A 12,605-nucleotide genomic window follows, 5' to 3' on the forward strand; every position below is an offset into this window, starting at 1 on the left:
CGCAAGACGATCTGTGCCGGGCGGGGCCAATCCGCGTGGAGTGCCGGGACATACCTCTCATCCCGACTACCTTTTACGCATGGCCACCGACACCCCCCTCGCGCCGGTCGACCCCGAGAATCCCGGCGAGCACCGCGACGTGGGACCGCGGACGCCCACCGCGGCCGACCGCAGGTCCCTCGCGCTGCTCGACAAGATCCGACGGCCCTCCGGGTTCGGGTCCCGCGCCCCGCACATCGCCGGCACGATCGTCGGTGTCCTGGCGGCAATCGCATTGCTGTCCAGCCTCTTCCCGGCGATACGGCATCTGATCCACGACCCCCGCCGCTACGTCGACGACTACCTCATCACCCTCCCCGACACCAGCTTCGCCTGGGCGTTCGTGCTCGCCCTCATCGCCGTCGCGCTCTCGGCCCGCAAGCGGATCGCCTGGTGGATCAGCGTCATCTACCTGATCCTGTTCATGGCGACCAACGCGCTCTATCTCGTGCCGTCGCTGGCCGACGACCTGGGCGTGACGCGGTGGGACCGCACGAACATCTACCTCGGACTGTTCATCGACGCGCTTGCCCTGATGTTCCTGCTGTCGACATACCGCCAGTTCTACACACGGGTCCGCAAAGGCGCCGTCCTGGCGGCGTTCGGCACCCTGATCGCCGGACTGGCGATCGCGACGCTGCTGGGCTGGGCCCTGGTGTGGGCGTTCCCGCACACGCTGACCCGAGGCGACCGGTTGCCGTACGCGTTCAACCGGGTCGTGGCGTTCGGCGCCATCGACCAGGATGCCTCGTTCGACGGCCGGCACACCCACCTGTTCGTCAACGGCCTGCTGGGACTGTTCGGCGCCCTGGCGCTGATCGCCGCGGCCGTCGTGCTGTTCCGGTCGCAACGGCTGCGCTGGCTCATCACCGCCGAGGACGAGGCGCTCATCCGGGCGCTGATCACGCGATTCAACGACGACGATTCGCTCGCGTACTTCTCGACCCGTCGCGACAAGGCCGTCGTGTTCTCGCCCGATGGTCGGGCAGCGATCACCTACCGGGTAGAGGTAGGCGTCGGACTGGCGGGCGGTGACCCGATCGGCGATCCGGAGTCGTGGCCGGATGCCATCGCCGAATTCCTCACCCTGTGCGAGAAATACGGGTGGCATCCGGCATCCATGGGGTCGAGCCCGCGTGGCGCGGCCGCCTTCGACGCCGCCGGTTTCGTCTCACTTAACATCGGCGACGAGGCCATCCTGCACACGCGCGAGTTCAGCCTCAGCGGGCCGGCCATGAAGGCGGTGCGCCAGGCCGTGACCCGCACCCGTCGTGCCGGGGTCGGTGTCCGCATCCGACGGCACAACGAGATCGGCGACACCGAGATGGCGCAGATCGTCGCGCGCGCCGACGACTGGCGCGACACCGACGAGGAACGCGGCTTCGCGATGGCGCTCTCGCGCATCGGCGATCCCGCCGACGGCGACTGCCTGCTGGTCGAGGCCGTGATGGGCGAGGGCACCCCCGGCGAGCGGGTCGTCGGCATGCTGTCCTTCGTGCCCTGGGGGCGTCGGGGTGTCTCGCTCGACCTGATGCGTCGTGACCGGCACGGACCCAACGGCGTCGTGGAAACCATGGTCGCCGAATTGTGCCGCAACTCCGAGCAATTGGGCATCACCGAGGTCTCGCTGAACTTCGCGGCGTTCCGGGCGTTCTTCGAGCAGGGCCCCCAGATCGGGGCCGGGCCGGTGATGCGGATGGGCTACTCGATCCTCATGTTCGGCTCGCGGTTCTTCCAGATGGAGTCGCTGTACAAGTCGAATGCGAAGTATCTGCCGGACTGGCAGTCGCGCTACCTGTGCTTCGAGGACAGTCGGATCCTGCCCCGGGTGGGGCTCGCCGCGATCGTGACCGAGGGTTTCATCACGTTGCCGCGGTTCGGACGGGCCAAGCACTACACACAGGGGCCGCCGTCGATCCCGCCCGGTGTCAACGCGCCCGCGCTCATCGCCGAGCTCGACGCCGAGGCAGCCACACCCGAGGGTGCGGTCGTCCACCGACCGGAACAGGTGCGCGTCCGACTCGAGAAGATGGACCGGCTCGTCGAGCGCGGCTTCGATCCGTACCCGCCGGCCGATCAACCCACTCATACGATCGCGGCGGCCAAGGCCGAGCCCGAGGGAACCGTCGTCACCGTCGCCGGGCGCGTGACGCGACTTCGGGACTTCGGCAAGGTGGTGTTCGCCGACGTCCACGACTGGTCCGGCGAGGTGCAGGTGCTTGTCGAGGATTCCCGGATCATCCCGGGCACACCCGATTTCGGTACCGACGTCGACCTCGGGGATCTGATCCAGGCCCGCGGCGTCGTCGGCACGAGTCGTAAGGGCGAGCTGTCGATCCTGATCGATGCCTGGCGGATCAACGGCAAATGCCTGCGCCCGCTGCCCGACAAGTGGGCCGGTCTCACCGATCCGGAAGCGCGTGTCCGGCAGCGCTATGTCGACCTCGCCATCAACGAGCAGACGCGCAAGTCGCTGGCGACCCGCAGTCTCGTGGTGAAGTCGTTGCGTGACTTCCTCGGCGCTCGTGGCTTTCTCGAGGTCGAGACACCGATCCTGCAGCAGATCCACGGCGGCGCGAACGCCACCCCGTTCCAGACGCACATCAACGCCTACAACCTCGACCTGTATCTGCGGATCGCCCCGGAGCTCTACCTCAAGCGACTGTGTGTCGGAGGTGTCGAGAAGGTCTTCGAGATCGGCCGCAACTTCCGCAACGAGGGTGTCGACTTCAGCCACAACCCCGAGTTCACGAGTCTGGAAGCCTATGAGGCGCACAGTGATTACCTCAAGATGCTCGACCTGACGCGCGAGATGATCCAGTACGCGGCGACGGCGGCCTACGGGGAACCGGTCATCGTGCGCACCGATGCCGACGGAAACGAAGAGCGCGTCGACATCTCCGGGGAGTGGCCGGTCAAGACCGTTCATCAGGTGGTCTCGGAGGGCGCGGAGCAGGAGATCACGCCGGAGACCTCCGTCGAGGAGTTGCGCGCGGTGTGTGACCGCCTGGAAATCAATCACCGGCCCGACTGGGACGCCGGGCAGATCGTCCTGGAACTGTACGAGCACCTCGGCGAGGATCGCACCACCTTCCCGACCTTCTACACCGACTTCCCGACGTCGACGTCGCCCCTCACGCGCGCACACCGGAGCAAGCCGGGCGTCGCCGAGCGGTGGGACCTCGTCGCCTGGGGCGTCGAACTCGGTACGGCTTACACCGAACTCACCGATCCGGTGGAGCAGCGGGCACGCCTCACCGAACAGTCGATCCTGGCTGCCGACGGTGATCCCGAGGCCATGGAACTCGACGAGGACTTCCTGCAGGCACTGGAATACGCGATGCCGCCGACCGGAGGTCTGGGGGTCGGTGTCGACCGGGTGGTCATGCTCATCACCGGACAGTCGATCCGCGAGTCGCTCGCGTTCCCGCTGGCGAAACCGCAGGACGCCTGAGGCGCCTTGGCGACTTGGGCTCCTGTGTGATGAGCGTTCCTAAGCGTGATGTACACCATCCTCAATCTGTGCGACGCTGAAGACGCTGTGCAGCGCAACTTGTCTCATGAATAGCTGACCTGGAGGCTCAGAGAGATGAAAAGTGCGCGGAGAGTTGTCGTTTCGATCGCCGCGTCGGCCGTGATGCTGACGGGGTCGGGTGTGGGACTCTACGGCGGTGTGGCCGGGGCGGCACCCGTTGGCGAGGGTCACGGCCTGAGTACCCCTGCGGGAGCGGGTTTCAGCTCGTTCCCGACGATTTACCAGAACTGGTTCTGGCCCAACGTCGGTGTCCGTATGGAGTTCAATACGCTCTTCAATGCGGCGCAGACGCGTGACATCGCGCGTACCGGGATCGTGCCGGCTCTTGCCGGAACGGATCTGCCGTACAGCGGGATCGGCAGGTGGCTCGATGGAGGGGAACTCCAGAAACTCGTAATGACCGGTGGGTGTTTCGCGGTCGGCATCCGGCGGACCGAGGTGCTGTCTCCGGTGACGAAAAAGAAGGTCGCGTGGGCCGTCCAGACCTACCGCACTCCCGGGAACACGCCCCGAGATGTCGCGGCCGTCTGCGAAACCGGCGGGGACAACGGAGGCGGCGGGGACAACCGAGGCGGGGATTCGAATCAGGGCCTCTGATTCTGATCCGGCCGCCGCTCGCCGAAACCCGCCTGACCCGGGGTGGCAGTTGAGGTGTCGCACGGGACAGGTCGATGCGTGTGACTTTTCCACGTTTGAGCCCCTCCAGTTCGCCTCAGCCGCAGAGTGCTCCGACGGCGTCGTGGTCGTGGGTGGGGATCACGCGCACGGTGTGGCGGGCCAGGTGGAGCCGGTGCAGCGTCGCGAACGCCGCGTCGCGGTCGTCGTCGACGAATTCGCCGGGGATGCTCGGCTTCTGGCGCAGGCGCGCCACCTGCTCGAAGTGCCAGGCCGCATCGCCGGCGAGCAGGACCGGGCCGGAGGACGTGCGGGCCAGGACGCCGACGCTCCCGGGGGTGTGCCCGCCGAGGTCGACGACGACCACGGAGCCGTCGCCGAACAGGTCGTGGCTCGCGACGAATGTGGACACGGGCGGGCCGTCGAGTTCGTAGTCGAGGATCGGTCGGCCGTCGGTCAGAGCCGCCCGCACCCCGCCGACCGGTGGTCGCGTGCCCGCCAGTATCCATTCGCGTTCGGGCCGAGGTAGCCACACCGGCAGGCCGGGCAGGTCCAGCAGGCCGCACACGTGATCCCAGTGGAAGTGCGTCGGCAGGGCGAAGTCGGGGGAGCGGTGCAGCGGCCGCAGCTCGAGACCGTCGGCGGTGCTGACCGTCGACCGCGGCGGGGTGATCAGCGGGCGCAAGATCGTCGGCAATTCGGGCAGGACGCGGTGGTGGGCGTCGCGGCAGAAGCCGGGATCGACCAAGAACGTGGCCTCGGGGTGCTCGACCACGAAGGTCGTCATCGCCGACGACGCGCGACGCAGGGTACGAGCTCCCTCGACGAGGCCGGCGAGCGGCACCCGTCGTGCGACCTGGGGCAGCGCGCGCACCCGGACCGTCACCTCGCTGTCGGGGAGCCTGGCGTCCTCAATCGCGTCGATGAGTCGCAGGTCTGGTGGGCGTGGACGGAACGCGCCACGCACGGCGAGTGCGCCTGTGCGCAGCATCTCGGCCGGCGCCGGGCCCGGCTGGCGAAAGGTGGCCACCGCGTATTCCTACCCCGGCCGCCAGGTGTGCGCGCCGATTCCGGGTAAGCGGATGTCATGTGTAGTTCACCGAGGAGAGGTTTTGGGTACCACTCCGCCGTCGTTGAATGGTCCTGGCCCCTCGAAAGGCCTGCTGTCCTCCCAACGGGCTACAACAAAACACAATGTGTAACGACGCGCTAGGGTCCAACGACCTACTCATCGACCCCCGACGTCTGACGAGAGGTACCGGAGTGGTTGTCGAAGAGCTCGTACACCAGGACCGTCGGGCGGACCGTCGCTGACATGCACCCGACCCTCATCTGGTTCACGGCGACTCCCAGGCAGCCACTGAGCCTTCCCGTGCCTCGTCCTCGACCCGGCAATACCTGAAACCGTGGCGCCGAGGGAGAGCGACGCCACCGCGAATGCGGATCATGGGGGCGGGGGAGAATCGCAGGTCCTACGCGACCTGCTGGCTCTGGTGGCCGCAGGGGACCGAGCGGCGTTCACGCGCTTCTATGACCTGACCAGTTCGCGGATCTACGGTCTGGCCGTCCGGGTGGTGCGTGATCGGCACTACGCCGAGGAGATCGTCCAGCAGGCCTACCTGCAGTACTGGCAGCGGGCGGCCGACTACGACCCGACCCGCGGATCGGTGATCACGTGGATGATGACGATCGCGCACCGGCGCGCCGTCGACCGGGTCCGTACCGAGGACATGCAGACCGAGCGGTTGTCGGAGTACGGCGTCCGGGCCGCCGAACCCGAGATGACGCAGGATCTTCCGCTCGAAGCGGTGCTGCGGTCGGTGGAGGTGAGCGCAGTGCACACCTGCCTCGGACATCTCACGGAACTGCAACGAGGAAGCCTCGAGATGTCGTACTTCGGAGGACTCACCTATCCCGAGGTGGCGGCGCGCACCGACACGCCCCTGCCCACCACGAAATCCCGTATCCGGGAAGGCCTGAGACGGCTGCGGAGCTGCCTGGACGCGCAGGACGACCGCTGACGGATCGGCGGTGAGCGCGTCGTGCCGTCCGGCGACGCCGCGCCATCCGCGCGGGCACACTGGACGGGTGCACGAGACGACACCCGACGCGGGTCTGGATTCACCCGGTGAGTTCGTGACGGTCGGGGAGCATCGGCTCCACGTGCTCGACGAGGGGGCGGGTCCGCCGCTGCTGCTCATGGCGGCGCTCGGGAGCAACTGGTTCGACCTCGATCCGCTTGTCGCGCGGCTCGTCTCGTCGTGGCGGGTCGTGCGGTACGACCGCCCGGGTTACGGGCTGTCCGATCCCATCGGTCGGCGTCACCATCCGTCGCTGCTGGGCGAGGTGGAGCGGATGGCCGCGGTGCTCGACGCTCGGGGTATCGCCGAACCGGTTGTCGTCGTGGGGCATTCGCTGGCGTCGCTGTATGTGGAGGCGTTCGCACGCCGATATCCCGAGCGGACCGCGGGTGTCGTCATCCTCGACGGGTCATTCGTCTTGTTCCCGTGGCGGATCGTCCCGCTGTCGTTCCGGGTGGGCAACGCCCATCGGGTGGTCGGTGCGGCGCGCGCGGTGACGAGCCGCGTCGGGATACGTCGCTGGCCGAGCTTCCAGGTGTGGAGCCGCGTCGTGCCCGCGCCACCGGAGGGTCGAGGCGAGCAGCAGCGCCGATGGAGTACGCGCGTCTTCGGGCAGCCGCCCTACCTGCTGGCCCTTCTCGTCGAGAACGCCGCGTTCGGGTCGATGAACCAGACGTTGCGGAGTCTGCGACGGTCCGAGCCGATGCCGGACGTCCCGGTGATCGTCGTCGTGGCGTCGTCCAGGCTCCCGGGGTGGCGCCACTTTTGGGAATGGAAGCAGCGACGGTACGCCGAGGTGTTGAACGCTGATGAGATCGCGGTACTCCCGAGGGCGCGGCACTTCCTCGTGTCGGAGCGCCCGGACGACGTCGCCGAGATCATCGGCGGGGTGCGGCCCATCCCTACCCGCGAGTAACCAGCTACTTGCGGTTACACCTAAACTGTTCGGCATGAGCGAGCTGACCTTCACCCCGACGGCCGACCTCGTCGACGAGATCGGCGCCGACGTCCGTAGCTGCGACACCCAGTTCACGCAGTTCGGCGGAAACCGGGAGTTCGTCGGACGGGTGTCGACGGTCAAGTGCTTCCAGGACAACGCCCTGCTGAAGTCGGTTCTGGGTGAATCCAACCCCGGCGGGGTGCTCGTCGTCGACGGCGACGCGTCGGTCCACACCGCACTGGTCGGAGACCTCATCGCCGAGCTCGGCCGCTCCAACGGCTGGGTGGGGATCATCGTCAACGGCGCCATCCGCGACGCCAAGACCATCGGCGGGATGGCGATCGGGGTCAAGGCCCTGGGTACCAACCCGCGCAAGTCGACCAAGACCGGCGCCGGTGAACGCGACGTCCCGCTGACCATCGGCGGCGAGACGTTCACCCCCGGCGACATCGTCTACTCCGACGACGACGGCATCGTGCTCGTCGCGGCGGGAGACAACCAGTAGAGCCCCGACCGCAGACCACGATCGACATCGAAGACCGGACACCCGCACAGCGCTGAGGAGCACCGCCATGCCGAAGCCCACCGCCGACTATTTCGCTCGCCTGGGTGCGCTCGTCGCCATCGACGACGCCGCGAGTCGTCCCACGCGCCCCGTCCTCGAGGCGTTCAGCGGGACGGAGATGGCGACCATCCCGGTCGCCACCGCCGACGATCTCGAGGTGGCGGTCGCTCGGGCCCGCCAGGCGCAGGAGGGATGGGCGGCCCGCACGCCGGCCGACCGCGCCGCGATCATCGACCGTTTCTCCGACCTGGTCCACCGCAACGCGGCGTCGTTGATGGACATCGCGCAGGCCGAGACCGGCAAGGCGCGCATCTACGCGCAAGAAGAGGTCATCGACGTCTCGATCACCGCGCGGCACTACGCGACGAACGGGCCCAAGCTGCTCGCCGATCGCAAGGTCAAGGGCATGCTTCCGGGCGCGACCAGCGTGCGCGTGCGCTACCTGCCCAAGGGTGTGGTCGGCATCATCAGCCCGTGGAACTACCCGCTGACACTGGCCGTGTCCGATGCGGTGGCCGCCCTGATCGCTGGCAACGGCGTCGTGATCAAGCCGGACAGCCAGACGCCGTACTGCGCGCTGGCCCTGGCCGAGTTGCTGTACGAGGCGGGTCTGCCGCGTGAGCTGTACGCCGTGGTGCCCGGGCCGGGAAGCGTTGTCGGACAGGCGATCATGGCCAGCACCGACTACGTGATGTTCACCGGCTCCTCGGAGACCGGGGCCACCCTCGCCGAACAGGCCGGGCGTCGGCTCATCGGCTTCTCGGCCGAACTCGGCGGCAAGAACCCGATGGTCGTCACCGCGAGTGCCGACATCGCCAACGCCGTGCGCGGCGCGGCGCGCGCGTCGTACTCCAACTCCGGGCAGCTGTGCATCTCGATCGAACGGATCTACGTCGACAAGAAGATCGCCGACGACTTCGCCGAGCGGTTCGCTGCGTATGTCTCCACGATGAAGCTGTCGGCCTCCTACGATTTCAGCGCCGACATGGGTTCGCTGGCCTCGGCCGCGCAGATCGACACCGCCGAAGCGCACGTCGAGGACGCGGTCGCCAAGGGCGCGAAGGTGCTCGCCGGCGGCAAGCGTCGCGCGGACCTGGGCCCCTTCTTCTTCGAGCCGACGGTCCTCACCGACGTCACCGACGACATGGTGTGTTTCGCGAACGAGACCTTCGGACCGGTCGTCTCGATCTACCCGGTGGACTCCACCGACGAGGCGATCAAGCTCGCCAACGACACCGACTACGGTCTCAACGCCAGCGTCTTCGCCGGTAGCAGCGCCGAGGCGCAGCAGGTCGCCGAGCAACTGCGCGCCGGGACGGTGAACATCAACGAGGGTTACGCCGCGGCGTGGGCGTCGACGGCGGCCCCGATGGGCGGCATGGGTATCTCCGGCATGGGACGCCGCCACGGTGAGGAGGGCCTCCTGAAGTACACCGAGCCGCAGACCATCGCCGAGCAGCGGTTCATCGGCATCGATCGCATGCCGGTGGTCCCGACGAGCATCTACCGCGCCATCACGCCGACCGCCGTCCGCGCGTTGAAGTACCTGCCGGGGCGGTAAGCGAATTCACACTCTGCTTCGTTCGGGAGTGGGATGACTCGTTCCCGCGACGGGCGTCGAGTAGGACGAATTTCCGTCCACCTCAGGGTGTGGGAAGGGCAGATTGATTGCCCTTCGACCTCGTTCACAGGGACGCAAATTCCTCACCTCGGACGGCGTCGCCACCACCCGGTCGCTCCGGTCGGGCCGCGACGTCTCCATCTGGCGTGCCTCGGGAGCACGATTTCGCTGATCGAGACGCCCGATGTCCTGCCCCGTCGGTGTGAGCGTGGTTACGGTAGGCCTTGTGACCCGAACACGTCATGGACGCAAAAAATCCGTCCGATCACCGGCCCGTGGGCTTGTGACGATGACCGCGTCCGCGGCTGTCGTGGCTGGGTTGTTCTTCGCCGGCCCGGCGGCTCATGCTCGAGTGCCGCTGCAGGTCACTGCTGTGACTGGCGGGATGACCATCCCCTGGGGTGTAGTGGTTGCACCCGATGGCACCGTGCTTTCCGGTGAGCGCGCGGGGCGGTTTGTTGCGGTGCGCCCCGGTGGAAAACGTGTGAACGTCAGAGCAGATCTGTCGAAGATCTTCGCGGTCCACGAGGCGGGCCTCATGGGGCTCGCCATCGACCAACGGTTCTCGGACAACCGGCGTGTGTATTCGTGTCAAGCGGAGTACACGGTGCCCGGCGCCTTTGTCGTGCCGGAACCTCTTGCCGGCGCACCTCTTCCGGCCCCACAGACTGGTCAGACCATCAAGGTGGTGTCGTGGCGGGTGAGTGCGGACTGGACGCAGATGATCCGTGAACGGACGGTCCTCGGTGGAATCCCCGTGACGTCCTCCGGCAGTCGTGCCGGATGCGGCCTTTCCGCTACCGCCGACAGCCTCTGGGTCGGTACCGGCGACACAGGCACACCATCCGTTGCCCAGGATCGGAAGTCGCTGGGCGGCAAAGTTTTACACATCAAATTCGACGGTGCGCCCGCTCCGGGTAACCCGAACCCGCACAGTCCGATCTACAGCCTCGGGCATCGCAACGTACAGGGCGTGGCGGTCCAGCCCGGCACGGGTCGCGTGTACGCCATCGAGCAGGGCACGAGCCGCGACGACGAGCTGAATCGCATCGTCGCCGGGGGCAACTACGGCTACAGGCCCGATCGCACACCGATCATCTACGACGAATCGGTGCCGATGACCGATCCGGTACGGGTCCCCGGCGCGATCGGTCCGGTCTGGAGTTCGGGCAACGAGACGATCGCTCTGCCGGGAATCGCATTCCTGCCCGAAACCGGTTGGGGCGCATACAACGGCGGCGTCGTGCTGACGGCGCTCAAGGGTGAACGACTGGTGTTCCTTAAGCTCTCTGACGACGGACGCCACGTGGTGTCGCGAACCGAGGCCCTGAAGGACGAGCATGGTCGCCTGCGCGGGGTGGCCGTTGCGCCCGACGGCTCGCTGATCCTGACAACCAGCGACGGCGAAGGCGCAGACCGCATCCTGCGGGTGCGCTGGGACGGCTGAGCAATGTGCGACAACTTGGCCGTCGGACACGCAATCGACCGTGATCGTCGGCGCACCGAAGTTCGCCGGTGGTACCGGCGGTCCGGCGCGCGTGATCGCCATGGTGTGAATCGGACACAGAAAGGTCATCGATGACGACGCGCATCACCCGGTTCGACCGCGGACCCCACACCTTCGACGTCACCGACGAAGGTCCGATCGACGGTGAACCGATCGTGCTGTTGCACGGGTTCCCCCAGCGGGCCTCGTGCTGGGAACTGGTCGCGGAAATCTTGCACGACAACGGGTTCAGGACCCTCGCACCGGACCAGCGTGGGTACTCGCCAGGTGCTCGCCCCGCACGCCGACGGGACTACGTGCAGAGCGAACTGACCGCGGACGTGCTCGCCCTGCTCGACGCCGCAGGCCTCGAACGAGCCCACGTCGTCGGCCACGACTGGGGCGCACTCGTCGGGTGGGCGGTCGCCGCGCACCATCCCGAGCGGGTGAAGACGCTGACCGCCCTGTCTGTTCCGCACCCAGGGGCCTTCCTGCGCTCGATGCGCCACGGACAGGTCTTCCGGTCCTGGTACATGGCCGCCTTCCAGATTCCGGTCCTGCCCGAGAAGTTCCTCGACTGGGCGATGCGAACACAACCGGACTTCGGGGAGCGGATGGGACTTCCGCAACCGTTCGCGTCGCGGATCGCCCGTGAGATCGGTGAGTACGGCGCCCTCCCCGGCGCGCTGGGTTGGTATCGCGCGATGCCGCTCCCCGACAAGCGATCCGCGCCCCGGCCGGTCCGCGTCCCGACCACGTTCGTGTGGGGCGACGCCGACCCGGCCATCGGCGAGGAGGCGGCCCGCCTGTGTTCGGGGTGGGTCGACGCGAAGTACGAGTTCATCGCGTTGCGCGGCGCCGACCATTGGCTGCCGGAAGCGCACGCCGACGACGTTGTCGCCGCGGTCCTCGACCGGGTCGGCGATCTCGCCCCGGCGAACGGGTCGACCACCGCCCCGTCGGCGGTGGGACCGTCAGCGCAGGACTCGGCGTAACACGACGAAGACGATCAGCGCGACCACAGCTGCGAGCCCGGCATACGCTGGCGTGAGATTGGTGGTCGGGGGTTCGGTGGGCGAACCCGAACGCAACTGCGCGAAAGTCGCACGGGCGGCGTCTGATTCGGCGACCACATCGACCGGCGGGTGTGTGGGCGCGGGCGTGGGATCGGCGGGCGCGGGGGCCGAGGACGCGGTCGGGGCCGGCTTCGGGGAGTGCGTCACCGGCGGCTCGGGGGGCGACGCCGGGGTCGTGGCCGACGACACCTGAGGCGCTTCGGGTTCCGGGGTCGGAGTCGGCGGATCCACTGGCTCCGGGGCGGGCGGCGCCGACTTCGGCGGCGCCTTCTTGGCCGGTGCCTTCTTGGCTGCCGACTTCTTCGCCGGTGCGGCCCCGGCGGCCTTCTTCGCGGGGCTCTTCTTGGCCGGCGCCTTTTTCGCGGGGCTCTTCTTCGCCGCCTTCTTCGACGGGAGCTTGTCGCCGCCGGATTCCGCGGCTGCCGTCTCCGGCGAGGCCTTCTTCGCTACCGGCGCGGCGGGTGCGGCGTCGGGTGCGGAGGCGGACTCTTCCGGTGCGGCGATCGGGAACAGCGCCTGCTCGTCTTGGTTCGACTCCCCGGCGGACGGCGTGGCGTTCGGATCCGGCTCGGTCATACGGCGCTCCCTCGCAAGTGTCCGGCAGGCGCCCGGCAACTGCTGCGCCGCGCGACACGTTCGCACCCATC

The 12,605-nt window shown here is 68.0% G+C and carries 10 protein-coding genes; 8 read left to right on the forward strand and 2 right to left on the reverse strand.

The features are described 5' to 3' along the window. The first annotated feature begins 79 nt into the window (after nt 1–79). Complete coding sequence (gene lysX / locus LEL84_RS15485; RefSeq protein WP_226512065.1) at nt 80–3,493, forward strand: bifunctional lysylphosphatidylglycerol synthetase/lysine--tRNA ligase LysX; 3,414 nt, start codon at nt 80–82, stop codon at nt 3,491–3,493. Nucleotides 3,494–3,628: 135 nt separating this feature from the next. Beyond that, entirely contained in the window at nt 3,629–4,171 is a 543-nt protein-coding gene (locus tag LEL84_RS15490; RefSeq protein ID WP_226512066.1) for a hypothetical protein, read from the forward strand. A 115-nt stretch (nt 4,172–4,286) separates the two neighbouring features. Here the strand turns inward: LEL84_RS15490 and LEL84_RS15495 are convergent, their stop codons facing one another. Beyond that, the gene (locus tag LEL84_RS15495; protein WP_226512067.1) at nt 4,287–5,219 is read right to left on the reverse strand and encodes an MBL fold metallo-hydrolase; all 933 of its coding nucleotides are present in this window, start codon (nt 5,217–5,219) and stop codon (nt 4,287–4,289) included. A 376-nt stretch (nt 5,220–5,595) separates the two neighbouring features. Here LEL84_RS15495 and LEL84_RS15500 point away from each other — a divergent pair, with 376 nt between their 5' ends. From LEL84_RS15500 to LEL84_RS15525, 6 genes are all read left to right on the forward strand, one after another. Further along, nucleotides 5,596–6,210, forward strand: coding sequence for a sigma-70 family RNA polymerase sigma factor (locus LEL84_RS15500; RefSeq protein ID WP_226512068.1), 615 nt, complete (start codon nt 5,596–5,598; stop codon nt 6,208–6,210). Between the two features lie 67 nt (nt 6,211–6,277). Next, a complete protein-coding gene (locus LEL84_RS15505) occupies nt 6,278–7,186 on the forward strand; it encodes an alpha/beta fold hydrolase (protein WP_065631298.1) in 909 nt (302 codons plus the stop codon). Nucleotides 7,187–7,220: 34 nt separating this feature from the next. Continuing rightward, complete coding sequence (gene rraA / locus LEL84_RS15510) at nt 7,221–7,715, forward strand: ribonuclease E activity regulator RraA (RefSeq protein WP_226512069.1); 495 nt, start codon at nt 7,221–7,223, stop codon at nt 7,713–7,715. A 67-nt stretch (nt 7,716–7,782) separates the two neighbouring features. Next, nucleotides 7,783–9,336, forward strand: coding sequence for a succinic semialdehyde dehydrogenase (locus LEL84_RS15515; protein ID WP_226512070.1), 1,554 nt, complete (start codon nt 7,783–7,785; stop codon nt 9,334–9,336). A 349-nt stretch (nt 9,337–9,685) separates the two neighbouring features. Continuing rightward, a complete protein-coding gene (locus LEL84_RS15520; protein WP_226512071.1) occupies nt 9,686–10,843 on the forward strand; it encodes a PQQ-dependent sugar dehydrogenase in 1,158 nt (385 codons plus the stop codon). Between the two features lie 131 nt (nt 10,844–10,974). Further along, nucleotides 10,975–11,877, forward strand: a complete 903-nt coding sequence (locus LEL84_RS15525) for an alpha/beta fold hydrolase (RefSeq protein WP_226512072.1) — start codon at nt 10,975–10,977, stop codon at nt 11,875–11,877. Here the strand turns inward: LEL84_RS15525 and LEL84_RS15530 are convergent. Further along, complete coding sequence (locus LEL84_RS15530; RefSeq protein ID WP_226512073.1) at nt 11,857–12,534, reverse strand: hypothetical protein; 678 nt, start codon at nt 12,532–12,534, stop codon at nt 11,857–11,859. The genes LEL84_RS15525 and LEL84_RS15530 overlap by 21 nt on opposite strands. Between the last annotated feature and the right edge of the window lie 71 nt (nt 12,535–12,605).

It is taken from the genome of Gordonia sp. WA4-43 (assembly GCF_020520305.1).
GTDB lineage: Bacteria > Actinomycetota > Actinomycetes > Mycobacteriales > Mycobacteriaceae > Gordonia > Gordonia hongkongensis.